The sequence below is a fragment of the Acetobacter papayae JCM 25143 genome (genome assembly GCF_000613285.1).
GTDB classification, from domain to species: Bacteria; Pseudomonadota; Alphaproteobacteria; order Acetobacterales; family Acetobacteraceae; genus Acetobacter; species Acetobacter papayae.
This window is the reverse complement of the sequence record NZ_BAIN01000017.1, coordinates 1-20,006: the sequence shown is the minus strand read 5'-3', so window position 1 is coordinate 20,006 and position 20,006 is coordinate 1. Positions and strand designations below refer to the sequence as shown.

At 59.4% G+C, this 20,006-nt stretch carries 11 protein-coding genes, 1 tRNA gene and 7 pseudogenes; 10 read left to right on the top strand and 9 right to left on the bottom strand.

Annotated features, from left to right (window positions below; all coding sequences use genetic code 11):
* Positions 1-92 precede the first annotated feature (92 nt).
* Both JCM25143_RS06255 and gabT read left to right on the top strand, forming a co-directional pair.
* Positions 93-1,040: a LysR substrate-binding domain-containing protein gene (locus JCM25143_RS06255; protein WP_025860399.1), complete on the top strand. Its 948-nt coding sequence runs from the start codon at positions 93-95 to the stop codon at positions 1,038-1,040.
* Positions 1,041-1,176: 136 nt separating this feature from the next.
* On the top strand, positions 1,177-2,481 hold the full coding sequence (gene gabT, locus JCM25143_RS06250; protein ID WP_035370580.1) for a 4-aminobutyrate--2-oxoglutarate transaminase: 1,305 nt from the start codon (positions 1,177-1,179) through the stop codon (positions 2,479-2,481).
* A gap of 148 nt (positions 2,482-2,629) precedes the next feature.
* On the opposite strand, the gene JCM25143_RS20700 is transcribed toward gabT, so the two are convergent.
* Positions 2,630-3,079, bottom strand: a complete 450-nt coding sequence (locus JCM25143_RS20700; RefSeq protein WP_025860397.1) for a hypothetical protein — start codon at positions 3,077-3,079, stop codon at positions 2,630-2,632.
* A gap of 97 nt (positions 3,080-3,176) precedes the next feature.
* Positions 3,177-3,641, bottom strand: a complete 465-nt coding sequence (gene ruvX / locus JCM25143_RS06240; protein ID WP_025860396.1) for a Holliday junction resolvase RuvX — start codon at positions 3,639-3,641, stop codon at positions 3,177-3,179.
* 81 nt (positions 3,642-3,722) lie between these two features.
* On the opposite strand from ruvX, the pseudogene gatC reads away from it, so the two are divergent.
* From gatC to JCM25143_RS06215, 5 genes and pseudogenes are all read left to right on the top strand, one after another.
* Positions 3,723-4,009: pseudogene (gene gatC, locus JCM25143_RS17430) on the top strand (Asp-tRNA(Asn)/Glu-tRNA(Gln) amidotransferase subunit GatC).
* A pseudogene (gene gatA, locus JCM25143_RS17425) lies at positions 4,009-5,495 on the top strand (Asp-tRNA(Asn)/Glu-tRNA(Gln) amidotransferase subunit GatA). Before gatC ends, gatA begins: the two co-directional pseudogenes overlap by 1 nt.
* Positions 5,492-6,945: pseudogene (gene gatB / locus JCM25143_RS17420) on the top strand (Asp-tRNA(Asn)/Glu-tRNA(Gln) amidotransferase subunit GatB). Before gatA ends, gatB begins: the two co-directional pseudogenes overlap by 4 nt.
* 169 nt (positions 6,946-7,114) lie before the next feature.
* Positions 7,115-7,207, top strand: a tRNA-Ser gene (locus JCM25143_RS06220).
* A 60-nt stretch (positions 7,208-7,267) separates the two neighbouring features.
* A complete protein-coding gene (locus JCM25143_RS06215; RefSeq protein ID WP_081773492.1) occupies positions 7,268-8,092 on the top strand; it encodes a DUF3828 domain-containing protein in 825 nt (274 codons plus the stop codon).
* Between the two features lie 66 nt (positions 8,093-8,158).
* Here JCM25143_RS06215 and JCM25143_RS06210 read toward each other — a convergent pair whose 3' ends face one another.
* The 5 genes and pseudogenes from JCM25143_RS06210 to JCM25143_RS06195 form a co-directional block, all read right to left on the bottom strand.
* Positions 8,159-8,551, bottom strand: a complete 393-nt coding sequence (locus JCM25143_RS06210; RefSeq protein WP_025860394.1) for a tautomerase family protein — start codon at positions 8,549-8,551, stop codon at positions 8,159-8,161.
* A 46-nt stretch (positions 8,552-8,597) separates the two neighbouring features.
* Positions 8,598-9,946, bottom strand: a pseudogene (locus JCM25143_RS17415) (aminotransferase class III-fold pyridoxal phosphate-dependent enzyme).
* A 157-nt stretch (positions 9,947-10,103) separates the two neighbouring features.
* Positions 10,104-11,123 (bottom strand): APC family permease, encoded by a 1,020-nt coding sequence (locus tag JCM25143_RS17410; protein ID WP_234395030.1) that lies wholly within the window; start codon positions 11,121-11,123, stop codon positions 10,104-10,106.
* Positions 11,012-11,551, bottom strand: a complete 540-nt coding sequence (locus JCM25143_RS23650; RefSeq protein ID WP_234395029.1) for an APC family permease — start codon at positions 11,549-11,551, stop codon at positions 11,012-11,014. Before JCM25143_RS23650 ends, JCM25143_RS17410 begins: the two co-directional genes overlap by 112 nt.
* Positions 11,548-12,351: a carbon-nitrogen hydrolase family protein gene (locus JCM25143_RS06195; RefSeq protein WP_025860393.1), complete on the bottom strand. Its 804-nt coding sequence runs from the start codon at positions 12,349-12,351 to the stop codon at positions 11,548-11,550. Before JCM25143_RS06195 ends, JCM25143_RS23650 begins: the two co-directional genes overlap by 4 nt.
* Before the next feature lie 187 nt (positions 12,352-12,538).
* On the opposite strand from JCM25143_RS06195, the gene JCM25143_RS06190 reads away from it, so the two are divergent.
* The 3 genes and pseudogenes from JCM25143_RS06190 (at position 12,539) to JCM25143_RS25165 (ending at position 16,710) form a co-directional block, all read left to right on the top strand.
* The gene (locus JCM25143_RS06190; RefSeq protein ID WP_025860392.1) at positions 12,539-13,969 is read left to right on the top strand and encodes an aminotransferase-like domain-containing protein; all 1,431 of its coding nucleotides are present in this window, start codon (positions 12,539-12,541) and stop codon (positions 13,967-13,969) included.
* A 41-nt stretch (positions 13,970-14,010) separates the two neighbouring features.
* Positions 14,011-14,813, top strand: a pseudogene (locus tag JCM25143_RS17405) (pirin family protein); the annotation flags it as partial.
* A 253-nt stretch (positions 14,814-15,066) separates the two neighbouring features.
* Positions 15,067-16,710 (top strand): annotated as a pseudogene (locus JCM25143_RS25165) (FMN-binding glutamate synthase family protein).
* Between the two features lie 11 nt (positions 16,711-16,721).
* Here the strand turns inward: JCM25143_RS25165 and ppk2 are convergent.
* Positions 16,722-17,642 (bottom strand): polyphosphate kinase 2, encoded by a 921-nt coding sequence (ppk2, locus tag JCM25143_RS06175; protein ID WP_025860391.1) that lies wholly within the window; start codon positions 17,640-17,642, stop codon positions 16,722-16,724.
* 136 nt (positions 17,643-17,778) lie between these two features.
* Positions 17,779-19,388, bottom strand: a pseudogene (locus JCM25143_RS17395) (inorganic phosphate transporter).
* Positions 19,389-20,006 lie beyond the last annotated feature (618 nt).

Here is a 20,006-nt window from a genome sequence, read left to right as displayed (position 1 = left end):
AGCCCTGCATTCTTTCCCGGCGTGGCCCCCTTGCCTTTTGAGCGCTTTCCCGTCCAATGGAGTGATCTTCTTTCATTTTCTAGCCGTTCCGCATGGATTCACGCGCGCATATTCCCCCCCTCGCGGCCCTGAACGCCTTTGTTGCTTTCGCCCGCACCGGGGGTATCAGGCGGGCGGCAGCGGCCCTGCGCATGGACCATGCCGCCATCAGCCGCCATATCCGCGACCTTGAGCAGCGACTGGGCACCCCCCTGCGCGACCGCGAAACCGGCGCGCTGACACAGGCCGGGCAGAGCTACCACGACCGCATAGCCCCCCTGCTGGACGAACTGGCCAATGCCACGGCCGAGCTGCGTAACCAGCCCCGTTCCCTGACCGTGACCTGCGCGCACGGCTTTGCCTATCACTGGCTGCTGCCCAGACTAGGCGCGTTCCGCCGGGCTTATCCCGGCACGGATGTGCTGCTGCGCGCGGTAGACGCCAACACGACCTTTCATGTCAGCGGTGTCAGCCCGCACAGCCACGCGCAGATCGGCTACCGGCAGGACAACACCATCAGCACGGACACGCGCGACCTGCGGAGCGTGCTGATTGCCCGGCCCGCCGTTTTTCCCGTTATCTCGCCCGCCGGGCTGATCGCAATGGGTGGGCAGCCACGCACCACCGCCGACCTGCTGCACGCCCCCCTACTGCTGGAGGAAGATGACAGCGAATGGCGCCTGTGGTTTGCCGCCCAGAACGTGCGGCCCGGCGCGCTGAACGCCGCCGGGCGGCTCTGGCAGGCGCATGTCACGCTCGCAGCCGCCCGCGCGGGTGAAGGCATTGCCCTGAGCAACGCCTTCCTGCTGGGAGATGACCTCGAATCCGGGCGGCTGGTGCGTGTGCAGCCCAGCCAGACCCCTCTGATCGACACCACGCTGGGCGCTTATATGCTGCGGGCACCCGCTCAGGCATGGGACAAACCGGCCCTGAGCGCGTTCCGGGCATGGCTGCTGGAAGAAGCCGCCAGACAGGAAGGCACCCCCCCGCCTGATCGGTGATTAAAAGTCACCACCCGACGACAGAAAAATCTCCTCCCGCCCTGATGAAAAATTGCTTAACGAAACAAACCGAAACGAACACGCACGCCCCCCAGCGGCATGCCCCGTGTTCCGCCATTAGCCGGAGCGAATGACCATGCTGAACACCACACCACCCGCCGCAACCAATGCCGCCCTGCTCGCGCGCCGTCAGGCCGCCGTGCCGCGTGGCGTGTCCGTGGCCACTCCGGTTTTTGCCGACCGGGCTGAAAATGCCGAACTGTGGGATGTCGAAGGCCGCCGTTACATTGATTTCGCCGGGGGTATTGCGGTGCTCAATGTCGGGCACCGTCACCCCAAGGTGATTGAGGCCGTGCAGAAGCAGCTTGAGCGCTTCACCCACACCGCGTTTCAGGTCTGTGCCTACGAGCCCTATATCGAACTGGCTGAAAAGCTGAACGCCCGCGCGCCGTTCACCGGCCCTGCCAAGACGATTTTCTTCACCACCGGTGGCGAAGCCACGGAAAACGCGGTCAAGATCGCCCGCGCCGCCACGGGCCGTACGGGCGTTATCGCTTTCTGCGGCGGTTTCCATGGCCGCACGCTGCTGGCCACGGCCATGACCGGCAAGGTGCAGCCCTACAAGGCCCCCTTCGGCACCCTGCCGGGTGAAATCTATCACGTGCCCTTCCCCGATGGTGACATCACAGTGGAAGACAGCCTGAAGATGCTGGGCTTCCTCTTTGCCTCCGATATCGGCCCTGACAACGTGGCCGCCATCATCATCGAGCCCGTACAGGGTGAAGGTGGTTTCCGCATTGCGCCGCCAGCCCTGCTGCGCCACCTGCGCGCCCTGTGCGACCAGCACGGCATCAAGCTGATTGCTGATGAAGTGCAGTCCGGCTTTGCGCGTACCGGCAAGCTGTTCGGCATCGAACATTCCGGTATTGAGCCTGACCTGATCTGCGTCGCCAAGTCTCTGGCGGGCGGCATGCCGCTCTCGGGCGTTATCGGCCGGGCTGATCTGATGGACTCCGTGCCCCCCGGCGGGCTGGGCGGCACCTATGCCGGTGCACCGCTGGCCTGCGCCGCCGCTCTGGCCGTGCTGGACGTGATCGATGAGGAAAAGCTGATCGACCGCGCCAACGCCATGGGCGAGCGCCTCAAGGCGCGTATCGCGGGCTGGCACAAGCGCACCGACCTGCTGCCGATCAGCCAGCCGCGCGGGCTGGGTGCTATGGTCGCCTTTGACGTGCTGGAACGCCATGCAGGCGAAGAGCGCCGCGCAGGCTTTGCCGCCAAGCTGTGCGCCATGGCCTGTGAAAAAGGTCTGATCGTTCTGGCCTGTGGCGTGCAGGGAGCCACGGTCCGTATCCTGACGCCGCTCACCGCCTCCGATGCGCTGGTGGACGAAGGTCTGGACATTCTGGAACAGGCCCTGCTGGACGCCGCCAAGGCCTGAGCCTGACGGAGCGGAAAGGTTCTGGCCTTGCCCAAAGGCCAGAACACCCCGCACGCCAAACCACGGCATGAAAAAAGCCCGCCACTCCTGCATGGGGTGGCGGGCTTTTTCTTATGCGAGCCGTAACCCGCTATCAGACAGGTAAGGCTTACTTGTCCTTGCTGGAAAAAACGCTGCCGATATCCTTGCCGACACTCTCTCCGGCATTACCGATTTTCTTGCCGGTCTTGTCGCCCCACTTGCCCACATCATGTGCGGCACCGGTCGTGGCGTTTTCGGTCTTGTTCCAAGCTTTCTTGCTGCCGGATTTGGTTTTGTCCCAAGCGGTCTCGCTACCGTCACGGGTCTTGTCCCATGCCTTCTCGCTGCCAGACTTTGTCTTGTCCCACGCCGTTTCCGAACCGGATTTGGTTTTATCCCACGCCTTTTCGGTACCGGACTTGGTTTTGTCCCATGCCTGTTCGGTGCCCGTCTTGGTGGAATCCCATGCCTTGCCAACAGCATCTTCGGCATGAGCCGGAGCAGGCGGCAGGCTGAGCGCGAACACGGCGGCTCCCATCATGGTCAGGGCGGCGGCATTAAACATATGTTTGGACATAGGCCCGTTTTCTCCTGGCTATGTTTGGTTGCCACAAGCATGTCGTCCATTTGTGGCAAATATGAGCCCCGTATTTTCAGGCTGTTTTTCAGACCTGCTACCGGGGCATGGCATCCAACGCCGCCTGCAGCGTATAGGCTGCAGCCAATTTGTCCACCATTTCGGCCCGCCGCGCGCGCGACATGTCGGCCTCGTTGATCAGCATACGGTTAACCGCAGCAGAGGAGAGGCGCTCATCCCACAGGCAGGCGGGCAGGCCCGTCTGCTCGGACAGGGCTAGTGTCCAGTCACGACTGGCCTGTGCAGCAGGGCCAAACCCACCATCGAGGGAAAGCGGCATGCCCACCACCATGCCACCTATGCCGTGTTCACGCGCCAGTTCCCCCACAAGGGTCGCCATCTGCCCCAGCTTGCCCCGTTTGACGGTTTTCAGGGGGCTGGCCACCATGCGCAGCACATCGGACAGGGCAAGCCCGACCTGACGGCTGCCGGGGTCAATACCCAGCAGGCGGGACTGAGGGGGCAATGTCGCGGCCAGATCGGCCAGGCTGAGCAGAGTCATGACCCATGGTATGTTGCACCGCGCCCGATTATGCTAGGGGCTTTCGCACCATCTGTCTGAACAATTGAGGGGTCCGCTTTCATGTCGCTCGACCTTGCGACCACCCGACGCATAGCCAAACTGGCCCGTATCGGCCTTGAAGACGCTGAGCTTGAAGCCACCACGCAAAAGCTCAACAGTATTCTGGCTGGATCGATCAACTTGCCGAAGTGAACGTGGATGGCGTGCCCCCCATGGTCGGCACGGAAACCGAAACCCTGCGCCAGCGCGAAGATGTGGTGAATGACGGCAACTGCCGCGACGCCCTGCTGGCCTGCGCCCCCGAAACGGCCGGGCCTTTTTACACCGTACCCAAGGTTGTCGAATAATGCTGACCGGACTGACCCTGACCGAAGCCCGCGCGGGCCTTGCCGCCCGCACTTTCAGCGCGCGTGAACTGGCCAAGGCGCATCTGGACGCCATCGCCCGCCTTAACCCCGCGCTGAACGCCTATATTACCGTCCTGCCCGAAGAGACCGTTCTGGCACAGGCCGATGCCGCCGATGCCCGCTACGCCGCAGGCACGGCCGGGCTGATGGATGGCCTGCCCATCGGCATCAAGGACCTGTTCTGCACAAAGGACATCCGCACGACGGCCGCCAGTGCGATTCTGGCCGACTTCGTGCCGCCCTATGAAAGCACGGTTACGGCGCGGCTGCTCAAGGAAGGCGCGGTTTTTCTGGGCAAGACCAATCTGGACGAATTCGCCATGGGTTCGGCCAACACGTCATCCGCTTTCGGGGCGACCACCAGTCCATGGCGCCGCACGGGCGAACCCGATGTCGCCCTTGTGCCCGGTGGTTCTTCAGGCGGGTCCTCCGCCGCTGTGGCCGCTGGTCTGGCTCTGGCTGCAACCGGCACGGACACGGGTGGCTCCATCCGCCAGCCTGCCGCGTATTGCGGCATTGTCGGGCTGAAACCCACCTATGGCCGGTGCAGCCGCTGGGGCGTGATCGCCTATGCCAGCTCGCTCGATCAGGCAGGCCCCATGACCCGCAGCGTGGCCGATGCCGGCTGATGCTCGAAGCCATGGCCGGTTTTGATGAGCGCGATAGCACCTCCTCCTCCCGCCCGGTTCCGGCTTTCCACAAGGCCGTGGGCAAGAGCGTGAAGGGCCTGCGGGTGGGTATCCCCACCGAATACCGCGCCCCCGGCCTACCCGAAGACGTGCTGGCCATGTGGGAGCAGGGCATTGCCTGGCTGCGTGAAGCTGGGTGCGAGGTGGTGGATGTCTCCCTCCCCCACACCCGCTACGGGCTGACCAGCTATTACATTATCGCTCCGGCGGAATGCTCTTCCAACCTTGCACGGTATGATGGCATCCGCTTTGGCAAGCGGGTGGACGGTGCCTCGCTCGATGCGGTGTACGAGGCCTCGCGCGCCGCAGGCTTCGGCCCCGAAGTCCGCAGCCGTATCCTGATGGGCACCTATGTGCTGTCCGCTGGCTATTACGATGCCTATTACCTCAAGGCCCAGAAGGTTCGCACACTCATCCGCCGTGATTTTGAGCAGGCGTTTGAAAACGTGGATGTGCTCCTGACCCCCACGGCCCCCTCAGCCGCTTTTGCTCAGGGAGAAAACCAGAACGACCCCGTGCAGATGTATCTCAACGACATCTTTACCGTGCCCGCCAGCCTTGCCGGTATCCCCGGCCTGTCGGTGCCGGTGGGGCTGAACGGTTCTGGCCTGCCGCTCGGGTTGCAGGTACTGGGCCGCCATTTTGATGAAGAAACCGTGCTGTCGGTTGGCGGCGCGCTGGAAGCAGCGGCGGGTTTTGCACACCGGCCCACCCTGCATGCGGGAGCAGGCGCATGAGCTACGTGATCGAAGGCCAGACCGGCCAGTGGGAAATTGTGGTGGGGCTTGAGGTTCATGCTCAGGTCGTCAGCCACTCCAAGCTGTTCTCCGGTGCGTCCACCACCTTTGGTGGCGACCCCAACACGCAGGTCAGTCTGGTGGATGCCGCCTTCCCCGGCATGCTACCCGTTATCAACCACGCCTGCGTGGCGCAGGCCATCCGTACCGGGCTGGGGCTGAACGCGCAGATCAACCTGACCAGCCGTTTCGACCGTAAGAACTATTTTTACGCCGATCTGCCGCAGGGCTACCAGATCAGCCAGTTCGAGCACCCAATCGTGGGAACGGGCACCATCACCATCGAACTGGCGAATGGGGAAACCCGCTCCATCGGCATCACGCGCCTGCATCTGGAGCAGGATGCGGGCAAGCTGCTGCATGATCAGGACCCCACAAAATCTTTCGTGGACCTGAACCGTGCAGGTGTCGCGCTGATGGAAATCGTCAGCGAACCCGATATCCGCGCCCCGGAAGAGGCAGGGGCCTATCTGCGCAAGCTGCGCCAGATCCTGCGCTATCTAGGTACCTGCGATGGCAACATGGAGGAAGGCTCCATGCGTGCGGATGTGAACGTGTCTGTCCGCAAAGCGGGTGAGCCTTTCCGCACCCGCTGCGAGATCAAGAACGTCAACTCCATCCGCTTTGTCATGCAGGCGATTGAGGCCGAAGCGGCTCGTCAGGTCGAAATCTGGGAAAACGGCGGCACGGTGGATCAGGAAACCCGCCTGTTCGACCACACAAAGGGCGAAACCCGCACCATGCGCTCGAAAGAAGACGCGCATGACTACCGCTACTTCCCCGACCCTGACCTGCTGCCGCTGGTGCTTGAACAGTCCTGGGTGGACAGCCTGCATGCTGCCCTGCCCGAACTGCCCGATGCCAAGCGCGCACGCTTCCAGCAGGAATACGGCATTACCTTCTATGATGCCGGGGTGCTGGTCGCAGAGCAGGCTGTGGCTGATTACTACGAAACCGTAGCCCGTGGGCGCGATGGCAAGCTGGCGGTAAGCTGGGTTACGGGCGACCTGTTCGCGGCCCTCAACCGCACCTCCACCACGATCGAGACCAGCCCTGTCAGCGCTGCCAGCCTTGGCAAGATGCTGGACCTGATCGCGGATAGCACCATCAATGGCAAGATCGCCAAGGAAGTGTTTGAAGACATGGTGGAAACCGGCGAAGACCCGGAAGCATCGTGGAACGCAAGGGCCTGCGGCAGGTAACCGATACCGGCGCGATTGACGCAGCCATTACGGCAGTGCTGGACAAGCACGCCGACAAGCTGGCGGAATACCGCTCCGGCAAGGACAAGCTGTTCGGCTTCTTTGTGGGACAGGTCATGAAGGAAACCAAGGGCAAGGGTAACCCGGCTCTGGTGAACGAGGCTCTTCAGGCCCGCCTCAACGGCTGAAAACACCCCTGTGCGGGGCGGAATACCCCGCCCCGCGCAGGGCCATAAACCTGACAAAACCCCCTGTTTGCAAAAAATAAATGTCAACTTGCATAAGAGGGTTTGACGAATCCCATTTGCCCCCCTAAAAGCAGCAGTGCAAACGTCGTGTATGTGTGCACTCTTCGGCGGAGGGGTGGCCGAGTGGCTGAAGGCGGCGGTTTGCTAAACCGTTGTACGGTGTCAAGCCGTACCGTGGGTTCGAATCCCATCCCCTCCGCCAATTTTTAAATATTCCCCATCCAATAAAAACAAACCGACCTCGCTACTTCTTCAAGCAGACATGGGCAATCATGCGCGTGATCAGCGGATCATAAGCAGCGGCGAGGTCTCGCCCCTGCACCACGCTTATTCGGCATGCCCAAAGACAGGAACAAGATCGGCGCATCGCTTCTTGCAGAGTGGCCGAGCTGTAACCGGGATAGAGCAACCATGGGCCATTGACCCATCAGATAAACAGATGATCATATCGAGTGATAGATTTTCACTCTTACCCATATTTCAGCCAGAGAGCGCTGTCTTATGGCAGCGATATATCACGATGCAAAACCACCGCTTACAATTGACCGGAACACGCCATGGGCTGAAACTATCAGCTTTAGCCCTTTTTATTGCCGCTTTTTTCCCATTCTGGGCCAACGCTCAAACCACAACACCTGAGCAGATGACTCTGGGTTTTTATAAAAAATACATGGTCGAATGTAGCAAAAATACCGAATCTCTCCCTAGATCAGTCAATAATAATTATTTCTGCGGCATGAATATCAAGAAATACATCACAAAATCATTATATGAAAAAATTATGCGTTCGTATCATGCACAACCGGTTGGAGATATGCTGCCGGATTCAGATCCGAATTATTTAGGGGATTCAGATTATTTTACGCATACTCAAGATTTTGCTGCTGAGTGGGCCTCCCTGATATCAGTCAAAACAATCAAGGAAGACAAAGACAAAGCCGTTGTTCGCGTTTTTATGGATTTTCCGAAAAACGCGGGTGAATCACAGGCAATATGCGTCAGACTACAGCATGCCCAAAATGGCTGGAAGATTTATCTGGTTGACTTGGCCCTGTATAACCCCCTCCCTGACTGCAAAGAGCAATAAACACCCTTTACAAGCTGGAAGAAAAACCGGGGGTGGATGTCATTTCCCACCCACCCCCAGATAGAGTTAGAGTTCCCCAGTCAGGAACTGGGCACGGCCAAGGCCGAAGCTCCAGTGCTCATCAGCATTCTGGATGATGGACACCATCAGATCAGCCGGTGCCAGACCGCAGGCCTGTTCGAGCTTTTCGGCCAACAGCCGATAGAATGCCGCAATCTGTTCCTTCGAACGCGGGCGGGATACAACCTGCAACAATACCACCTTGTTGGTGCGTGGGATGTCGAGCCCCGTATCCTCGATAATCATGTGCGAAGCATCATGTTCGGAAACAAGCTGGTAGCGGTCGCGCTCGGGCACGCCAAATGCTTCGAGCATGGCGGCGTGCGCGGTGTCCAGAAGTGTTTTGGTTTCAGCCGGGGTACGGCTACCCTTGATAATATGAAAATGCAGCAAAGGCATGAGAGTTTTCCCTTTTCTGTCAGACGTAGGTAAGACAATACCCCAATCAGGCGACAGCGCTGATCAGGTTACGGACTGTAGCCACCATGTCGCGCAGTTCCTGCGCGGTGGAAATGAACGGAGGCCCGAAGGAGATCGTATCCGCCGTGCACCGCAGGAGCTGGCCCTGCTGCAACCCGGCTTCGAAAATCGCCAACCCCCGTGCGCCCGGCTTACCTTCAGCCGGTTTGAGGTCGATTGCCGCTGTCAGCCCGACATTGCGGATATCCGCCACAACGGGCAGGTCAGACAGAGTATGAATGCTTTCTTCCAGCACGGGTTCCAGTGCTCGCACCTGTGCGAACAGATCTTCGCGCTCCATGACATCCAGCACCACATTGCCAACAGCCGCCGCCAGCGGATGACCCGAATAGGTGTAACCGTGGCAGAACTCTATGGCATTTTCTGGCCCAGTCATGAACGTATTGTAGATTGCATCGCTGACAATCACGCCCCCCATGGGCACGATGCCGTTGGTCACTGCCTTGGCAAAGCAGATCATATCGGGGGTAACACCAAAGCGCTGCGCACCAAACGCAGCACCCATGCGGCCAAAACCCGTAATGACTTCATCAAAAATCAACAGAATGCCATGCCGCGTGCAAATTTCGCGCAGGCGCTGCAGATAGCCCACAGGCGGCACCAGCACGCCTGTTGACCCTGTACGGGCTCAACAATAACCGCGGCGATGGTCGAAGCGTCATGTAGCGCTACCAGGCGCTCGAGATCATCCGCCATTTCGGCACCCCATGTGGGCTGCCCGCGTGAAAACGCAACCTTCTCCGGCACGTAGGGGTGGCGCAGGTGATCGACGCCGGGCATCATACCCGCCGCGAACATTTTGCGATTGGAGACAATCCCGCCCACGGACATGCCGCCAAACCCGACACCATGGTAGCCGCGCTCACGCCCGATCATGCGGAAGCGATTACCCTCATTGCGGATACGGTGATAGCCCAGCGCCACTTTGAGCGCGGTATCCACCGCCTCGGAACCAGAATTGGCAAAAAACACATGGTTCATGCCATCGGGCGCCATGGTCGCAATCCGCTGGGCCAGTTGCAGCGCACCGGGATGTGTAAGCTGGAAGCTAGGCGCGAAATCGAGGGTTTCCACCTGCGTTTTAACCGCTTCCGCAATCAGCGGATGAGCATGCCCAAGCGGAGTACACCACAGGCCGGAAAGCGTATCAAACAGCCTGTTGCCTTCGATAGTTTTGTAATAAGCGCCCTGCGCCTCCACCACCGTGCGTGGCGCAGGATTAGCGCTCAGGCGGCGATTAGCGGTAAAGGGCTGCCAGTACGTGCCCTCACGGGCGGTGGCCATGGGGTCGAAATTGCCTGTAGCGTGCGACATGGTGAAAAATCCTGCCTATGTGGCCGTCCGGTCCGGGAGCGGTTTATAACTAACCGTAACAATTTGTATGCGGGCGGGATATGTACAGACACCCCCAAGTCAGGCGCATCTGTACATAACAGGCAGACACCCATAAAACGGATAAAAATCCGCTGGTTTACCGGACCGTATAATCGGCCACAGATGCTGCCCCGGTAACGGTGTTTTTCAGGCAGAACCCTAAAAGAGTGACACAGAAAGGCAGAACGGCAAGCCCGGTGCTGACGAGTGCTGAAAGGCCGGTAATAATAACGAAATTGACCAGAATGATGTACAGAACCGCCACCAGCACCACAGAGGCCATAACTGGCAGCCACATCGTTTTGATAGCCTGCCCACGCGCCAGATCCGGTCTAGACTGAAAAAACCTGACAACAGCGAGCGATGTCAGGATCATCAGCAGAATAATACCCACCGTTGAAATACCCGCCATGGACCCGAAAACACTGATAAGCGGATCAGCGCCAGACCATGCGGCCAGCCCCACCAGCACAACAGCCATACCCGTCTGCGACAGAGAGGCGGCATGGGGCGAGGCATGCTGGTCATGCGTGCGGGCCAGAAAACCGGGCAGAATGGCCTCACGCCCCAGCACCAGAAAATAGCGGGCAATAATGTTGTGGAATGACAGAAGGCAGGCAAACAGGCTGGTGAGCAACAGCACCTGCATGATTTCACGCACGGTTCCGCCTGCATAACGCCCGGCGGTTTCCAGCACCATGTTACCGCCATTGTCCAGATATGTGTGAGCTATGGCCGTAACGGAGCCCGCCCCCCAGGCCTCGATTACGCACCAGCACGAAAAAGCATAGAAAAAACCAATAATCAGCACAGCCCCGTAGGTAGCGCGGGGAATGGTTTTTTCAGGATCACGGGCTTCATCACGGAAAATGGCCGTGGCTTCAAACCCCAGAAAGCCGGTAATGGCAAACAGCAGCGCCACGGCAAACGGGCCGGATGCAACGATTTCAGCCCCAGCCGGTGCCGCAACCGGTACCGGATGCCACACAATGGCGGCGTTCATGATCAGGACAACCCCGATTTCAAGCACAAGGGCCACCCCCAGCACGCGCGAACTGAGTTCGATATGCCGGTAGCCCAGAAACGCCACCAGAATAAGGGCCAGCAGCGCATACACCCACCATGCAAGGCAGGACCACCCCACTGGCGCACGGCATCATCCATCGCCCAGCCAAAAAAGCCATATACGCCAAGCTGAATAGCCGTATAGGTCAGCAATGCCAGAAATGCGCTCCCCCGCCCGGCCCGCGCTCCCAGCCCTTCGCGCACATAGGTAAAAAACGCGCCCGCCTGCATGATATGCGGCGTCATGGTTACAAAACCGACGGAAAACAGCAAAAGCACGAACGAAGCCGCCGCAAAGCCTGTCCAAGCCAGCGCCCCGTTCCCCTGTGCAATGGCCAGCGGCACGTTACCGCTGACAACCGTTAGCGGGGCGGCGGCGGCCATCACCATGAAGATGATTTCCGCAACACCCAGATTACCCGAAAGGCGGCCGTGTACCGGCCCTTCAGCACTGGTGGCGGCAGAATGGTCCGTGCTCATGGCATGTCCTTTTCAAAAGCGGCGACCAGACTCTGGTATGAAGCAGGGCGCCTGTCCTGCAGATAGGGGTTTGCATGCTGGGCGCGGGCAACAACCTGCGCCGAAACATCCGCTGTAATCAGCCCCGTGCCCTGCTCGATCCGGGCAAGAACCGAAGCATCAGGGGCGACAATCTGGCTGTTCCCGACATAGCGGGTCTGGCCTTCCTGCCCATCGTGATTGATGTAGGCGATATAAATCTGGTTTTCCCACGCGCGGGTGCGGATAACCTCGCGGGCAATAAACGTGAACGGCTCCATCTGGGCAGTTGGCACCAGTAGCAGTTCGCACCCCGCCAGAGCGGTGGCGCGCACATATTCGGGAAACTCCACATCGTAACAGATCATGCTGGCAAGGCGCATGCCCTGATAGGTAATGACCTCGGGCGGGGCGGAGCCGGGCAGGAAAAAGGCCCTATCCAGTTCGCCAAACAGATGCTGCTTGCGGTAATGCAGCAGGGTATGGCCCTCGGCATCCACAAGGGTTGCGCTGTTATAAAGCCCCTGCTCGGTGTGTTCGGCATAGCCGACGAGAATGGCCACACCATGCGCTGCCGCCATGGCCCGGATAGCGGGCAGCGGATCAAAACGGGCCAGATCGCGCAGGCTTTCGCCTATGTCGTAGCCTGTTACAAACAGTTCCGGCGTGACAAGCAACTGGACATTGTCCTGACGGGCACGCACCACGGCCTGCCCCAGTTCGGTCAGGTTTGCGTCCACCCTGCCGGGCGTGCCTGCGGTCTGGAGGCCGGCTATACGCATGAGCGTGTCATCCTGTTTCTATATCAAAACAATTACGTCACTATAGGCACAGCGATGGGGAACTCAATGCCCTCGCAAGACACATTCCCCGTCCCCACACCGTGAACACACACGCACCATGCCATGGCGGGCGCAAAGCCATTCATGATATGTACAGAAATTCCATAATCTGAAAGAATCTGTACTGGTGTCCTCCGCGCCGACTTTCGGGAATTTTTCCGCTGCTTCGTCCATTCAACTGGATGCCACCCTGCCCACACCGCTGGTAGCGCAGCTTGCCACCCGTCTGGGCACGCTCATCCGCAATGGCGATATTCCCGCCGGGGAGCGTATTCCTTCCATCCGTCATATGGCGCGGCTGTGCAGGGTCAGCCCCCTGACCGTAGCCAACGCCTATACCCGACTGGTAGAAGCCGGGGTGCTGGTGGCGCATGCGCGAGGCGGATATTTCGCGGCCCGCACAGCCCCGCCCCCCCGGCCAGACCCCAGTGAGGACGACCCGCTCTGGCTGCTTCAGCATGCATATGAAACCACGGCCCCCACCATAAAAGCCGGGTGCGGCTGGCTGTCGGAGCAGTATCGCTACTCCCTGTCCGTGCGCCGCGCGCTGGAGCGGCTGGCACGCTCCGACCTGCTGCCCACCTTTCTGGATTACGGAAACCCGGCAGGCTTTCCCGCACTCCGGCTGGCTATCCGCCAGCTTCTGGCACGCAGGGCCATTCCCTGCCCCGAAGAAGGCATCGTGCTCACCCATGGTGCCTCGCAGGGGCTGGAACTGGCCCTGCGTGCCTGCACAAAACCGGGCGACACGGTGCTGGTGGATGACCCCGGCTACTGCAACCTCTATCCCCTTTTGCACATGCTCGGCCTTGGCGCACGCGGCGTGCCCCGCACCAAGGAAGGGGTGGATATCACAGCCCTTGAACACATTCTGGCGCATGAACGCGCCACCGTTATGGTCACGACATCCGTGCTGCATAACCCCACCGGCGTCTGCTCCACGGCCGCCAACATAACGGCGCTGTACGCACTGGCCTGCCAGCATGGACTGACCGTGATCGAGGACAATATCTTTCTCGACCTTGCCCCCCAGACCCAGCCCTGCCTTGCCCGCATGGATACCGAGGAGCGTGTGGTGCATGTCGGCAGTTTTTCAAAAACCATTACCCCCGGCCTGCGGGTTGGCTATGTGCGCTGCGCACCCGATCTGGCCCGGCGGATCATGGAATACAAAATGGCCGTGGGGCTGACCTCATCCTCTCTCAACGAGGCGCTGGTCTGCTCCATCCTGCAAGGCGGGTTTTACCACTCGCATCTGGCGGACCTGCGCGAAGGGCTTTTCAAGGCGCAGAAAGCCACCTGCGCCGCCCTGCTCAAAGCCGGTCTGGCCCTGTACACACAGCCTTCGGGCGGCATGTTCGTATGGGCACGCTTTCCGGGGGACAAACAGGTCCGCACCATCATGCGCCACGCAGCACAGGCCGATATCCTGCTTGCCCCCGGCAGCCTGTTTTGCCCTACCGGGCAGGATACGCCGTGGTTCCGTTTCAATGTCACGCAATGTGACAGCCCCACACTCCTGACCTTTCTACGCACCGAAGCCCGGAGCGGTTTCTGAGCGGGAGCCAACACCCCGCCCCGCGCGTTACGGATAAACCGATGGCCTGCTTCCCGGCACCCCCACCCCGGATAACGGCAAGGAGCCCCATGATAGAACTGACGATAGAACAGCGGCGACGCAGTCTAGGAGGCGGGCTGGAAGTGGGCCGTGTGCTGCCCCATGCCCGCAGACGCATGGTGGGGCCGTTCATTTTTTTTGATCATCTCGGCCCGCTGGATCTGCCTCAGGGCGTGGACCGCCATGTGGATGTGCGGCCCCATCCCCATATCGGCCTTTCGACCGTTACCTATCTTTTCTCAGGCGAGATCATGCACCGCGACAGTCTGGGGTCCGAGCAGGCCGTGCGGCCGGATGCCGTCAACTGGATGACAGCCGGGCGGGGCATTACCCATAGCGAGCGTTTTGAGAAAGCCCGCGCCATGGGGGACCACCTGCACGGCATTCAGGCCTGGGTTGCCCTCCCCCGTGAAGAGGAGGAAACAGCCCCCTCCTTCGCGCATCTGGCCGGTGCTGACCTGCCCCACTGGGCCGAGGCCGGACTCCATGGCCAGCTTATTGCCGGTAGCGCTTACGGACTTACGGCAGCCGCGCGCACGCACTCGCCGCTTTTTTACGTGCATCTTGAACTCGCAGCCAGCACCCGCGCGGAACTGCCCACTGCTTACCCCGAACGGGCACTCTACATTGCCAGAGGCCGTATCCACCTTGATCATCAGGAGTATGAAGCCGGGCGGATGCTGGTTGTCAGCCCCGGCAGCACATGGTTTGAAGCCGTTGAGCCATCAACCGTCATGCTGTTGGGGGGTGAGCCGGTAGCGAGCGGTTTCTGTTGTGGAATTTTGTCAGCTCCTCAAAGGAACGTCTGACACAGGCCGCCATGGACTGGCAGGCAGGCCGCATGAAACTACCCGATGCCGACCACGATGAGTTCATCCCCCTCCCCGCTGGCACTCTGCCACCGCAGACACCCCCGGCTACCTGATTACGTAAATGTTCATACTGATAGCGTAAGCGTGTTTACGCATTGAGCCCACGGCATTCTATCGTCCGCCTCAACCGACGGAGAGCCGGCCCGGCGCAACCAGCCATGAGGCATGACCATGAAAACAGCAACCCTGCTCGCTGCCCTGTTCACGGACTGCGCTCTCGGGCGCAACGGGCTGTTATGGGCCAGCCTGCTTCTGGGGGTGGCGGCTTTCTGCCTTGCGCCTGTCCACCCTGCCGCCCTGTTGCTGCTTGTGCCCGCGCTGGCGGTTTTTGCCCTGTGCCTGATCGACCTGATACAAACCCGGCACAGCCTCAGGCGCAATTTCCCTGCTTCCGCACGGTTTCGCTGGTTTTTTGAATGGCTGCGCCCGTTCCTACGTTCCTATATTGTCGAGGGCGATCTGGAAGGCCGTCCGTTCAGTCTGGACACGCGCGCACTGGTCTATGCCCGCGCTACAGGGGCTACGGATGCGCATCCTTTCGGCACGGAACTGGATGTTTATGACGGCGAATATGAATGGCTGGCCCATTCCATGGTACCCAATACCCATGCCGATGCCGCCATGCGGGTACAGGTAGGCTCCAGCCAGTGCACGCAGCCCTATTCCGCCTCCCGGCTGAACATTTCCGCCATGTCGTTTGGCGCGTTGAGCGCCAATGCAATCGAAGCGCTCAACCTTGGCGCAAAAATGGGCGGTTTTTATCATGACACCGGCGAGGGTGGCCTCTCCCCCTACCATCTGCGCCACGGGGGCGATATCGTCTGGGAACTGGGGTCGGGTTATTTTGGCTGCCGCACGGCGGATGGGCAGTTCGACCCCGAGCGTTTTCGCGACCGTGCATCTGACGAACGGGTGAAAATGACCGAAATCAAGCTCTCGCAAGGGGCCAAACCGGGGCATGGCGGCGTGTTGCCCGGCCCTAAGGTGTCAGAAGAAATTGCCCATATCCGTGGGGTTCCCGCAGGCAGGACTGCCTTTCCCCCGCAGCCCACAGCGCATTTTCCACACCAAGGGAACTGCTGGAATTTGCTGCCAGAATGCGTGAACTGTCCGGTGGCAAACCGGTGGGGATCAAACTCTGCGTAGGCTACCCACACGAACTTTTTGCCGTAACCAAAGCCATGCTGGCCAGCGGTATCTTGCTTGATTTTATCGTTATAGACGGGGCCGAAGGCGGCACGGGAGCCGCCCCGCAGGAATTATCGGACAGTCTGGGCACCCCCCTGCGCGAAGCTTATTCTCGCACGCAACGCGCTCGTAGGCGCTGGCCTGCGGGGTCAGGTCAAACTGGCGGCCTCGGGCAAGGTGGCCTCGGCAGCGGGTATCGCCATGCACGCGGCCCTTGGGGCTGACTGGTGCAACGCCGCGCGGGCCTTCATGTTCTCGCTGGGCTGTATCCAGTCCATGCGCTGCCATACCGATACCTGCCCAACCGGCATTGCCACGCAATCCCCAGCGCGGCAGCGTGGACTTGTCGTTGCAGAAAAAGCTGAACGGGTTGCGCGGTTTCATAAGTCAACACTGAATGCGCTGCATGAAATCGTGGTGGCGGCTGGCCTGAATTCACCGGATGATTTCAAGCCAGCCCATCTGCGCCACCGTATCAATGTGGCGCAGGCATTACAGATGGACGAACTTTATCCATTCGTTGCCCCGGGAGAACTGATCGCCGGGACAGACCACCCCCTACTGCGCCGCTGGTGGGATGAAGCCGACCCGAACAGCTTCCGCGCACGCGTTCGGCACTAAACCTTACAAAATCAGTAAATCTCAGGAACAATCATGGATTCAGGCGTCGGCTGGCGTTCATAATCCGGATGATGAACACGCTCGGGCAGCACGATTTCAGGGTGTTGCACATCTTCATACGGCACCTGAGACAGCAGATGGGAAATGCAGTTGAGGCGCGCACGTTTTTTATCCACACCCTGCACAACCCACCACGGCGCTTCAGGAATACTGGAGCGTTCGAGCATGACTTCCTTGGCCCGGGTATACAGCTCCCAGCGGCGGCGGCTTTCCAGATCCATAGGGGAAAGCTTCCATTGTTTCAGTGGGTCTTCTATCCGGGCACGGAAGCGGGCTTCCTGCTCATCATCCGTGATGGAAAACCAGTATTTTACCACCTGAATACCGCTACGCACGAGCATACGCTCGAATTCCGGCACGGAGCGGAAAAATTCTTCATACTGCTCGTCTGTGCAGAACCCCATAACCCGTTCCACCCCGGCACGGTTATACCAACTCCGGTCAAAAAGAACGATTTCGCCCGCAGCAGGCAGGTGGGCGATATAGCGCTGGAAATACCACTGTGTACGCTCACGGTCGTTAGGCGCAGGCAGTGCCGCCACCCGGCAGATACGCGGGTTGAGCCGCTGGGCTATCCGCTTGATTGCCCCACCCTTGCCTGCGGCATCACGCCCTTCAAACAGCACGACCAGCCGGTGCCCGGTGGCCTTTACCCAATCCTGAAGCCTGACCAGTTCGCCCTGCAACCGCACTAGTTCACGAAAATAGACCCGGCGGAAGGCTTTTTCCTCCTCATCAAGAGAACCGCCTGCGGCTTCCTCTTCCAGGGAAAGTTCAAACTCTTCATCCAGATCATCAATGATTTCACGCCGTATCTGCACACGGAGGCGCTCTTCTGGGGTCAGGCTTTCCAGATACTGGTCGTAGGCCATGGTTTTTCCTTTCATGCAAAGGATCACACGTTCCACAGAGCGCATGATAACGGGTATTCATTGGGTAAAATTATGGTTTTCAGAAGTTTCCCCTGCGGACGGCATACACTCCACCCTCAGGGAAAAAAACCTGTTTTCAGAAAATATGACGAAAGACAAAGAACAATACACCGCTAAGCAGCATCGCGGCCGGAAGAGTTACAATCCACGCCATGGCCATGGTGCGCAGGGTGCGCCACTGCAAGCCGGAACCTGCTGCCGCCATGGTGCCCGCAACACCGCTTGAGAGAATATGCGTAGTGGAAACCGGCAGCCCAAAGCCTTCCGCCAGCCGATCGTGCCCATGGCAACAATTTCAGCCGAAGCGCCCTGCGCGTAGTTGAGATGGGTTTTGCCAATTTTCTCGCCCACCGTGACGACAATACGCTTCCAGCCCACCATTGTGCCCATGCCCAGAGCCACGGCCACCGCAATCTTGACCCATGTGGGAATGAACCGCGTACCAGCATTAAGCTGGCCCATGAAGCCCTTGAGGTCTGCTGCTTCCTTGCCTTCAAAAACCGTGGTTTTTGTCAGGACACGGATGGCGTCAGACACCAGATACATATCCGTACGGACGTTAGGCACTTCCGCCGCGGGGATAGCGTTCAGCGAGTGATACCCCTTGACCGAAGCCGTGATATCGTCCGACAGAACCGCCAGCGCGCTGTATACCTGCGGCGTATCGACATGCCGGTTTCTCAGCGCCTCTGTAACCTGCGAGCGGGCATCGGCCACACTCGGTGCGCGCACTTCTTTGGCATGGTGCTGGAAAACGGTGCTTGCATCACCAGCCATCTGCACAAAAGCGGGCATGGCCGTTTCGGGCATGGCGCGGTTAAGAGCATAGGCGGTGGGGGCCGCGCCAATCAGGATGAGCATGATCAGGCCCATGCCTTTCTGACCGTCATTACCACCATGGAAGTAGGAAACACCCGTGCAGGTGCCAATCAGCATCCCACGGATCCACAACGGCGGCGGCTTGTGGCCTTCAGGCGCTTCAAACAGCACGCGCTGGCGTATCAGAACCCGGAAAGTCCAGAACAGCAGCATGGAAAGAATGAAGCCACAGAGCGGGCTGAACAGCAGCGCACTAAATACTTTCTGCACCTGCGACCAGTCCACGCCATAAGTGGCCATACCGGCTGGTGCCATAAGCTGGTTTGCAATCCCCACCCCCATGATCGAGCCGATGAGGGCATGGGAGGAGCTGTTGGGGATACCCAGCGCCCATGTGGCGAGGTTCCACAAAATGGCAGCAATCAGCAGAGCGAAAATCATGGCATGGCCTGCGCCACCGCCCACCTGCAGGATAAGCTCGACCGGCAGCAGCGTGACGACACTATACGCCACCGCCCCGGAGGATACGAGCACACCCAGAAGGTTCCACATACCCGACCACACAACCGCCACCAGCGGCGGCATGCTGTTGGTGTAGATAACGGTTGCGACGGCATTGGCCGTATCGTGAAAACCGTTGACGAATTCAAAGCCGAGCGCAATCAGCAGCGCCAGCGCCAGAAGGGCGAAAGCACCAACGGCTATCCCATGTTCGCCTGCGGCCTGCAGGTCTGTCAGAACGCTGTAGCCCACAAAGGCCAGCGCTGCGGCAATAACAGTCAGAAAAAGCAGCCTGAAGGCCGGAGCTTCGCCAGCATTCATGCGCGGGCGCAGATAGCGGCCCTGTGAGACACTTGCATCAGACAAAATTCTGTCTTCCCTGATTTTCAGAAAGTTTGTCTATTTTGGCGACGCTAAAAATAATAAACAGTTAAATTATTATGAAAGATGAATGCACATCCAAAATATATAACTAAATTAATGAACACTATAAGTTTTTATAGAAATTTTCCTCCTTTGACTCATTCAATAAAAGACACCCCTTAGCCTGTAAAAATATACCTTCACGGTATCCATAATAGCATCCCCCAAAAACCCGGATTTTATATCCGATTACATGGTGTGGTTCCGCCCCACCACCACATAACCAGCTACCACCCCACGAGGAAGTCCCAAAAAATCCGATGGATTCCAACAGTTTACCACTCGCTTCATGAAGCTCTGCCGGGAACGCTTACGCACCTACGCGCTGGTCTTGCATGGCCACGTTTTTGTAACGCAAAACAGGCGGCCCCATGCTGGAGCCGCCTGTTTTCATGCGTAGAACAAAGCGAAGTATGAGCGCTTAGCGGCGTCTGGGAGAAATCAGCCACGCATCCGCATAACGTGCGCTGCCCCGCAGATGCGGCCGCGCCAGCGCCAGATAGGCGAGGGCTGTGGCCACCACAAGCGCAAAACCGATCCACATGCTGTAATTGATATACC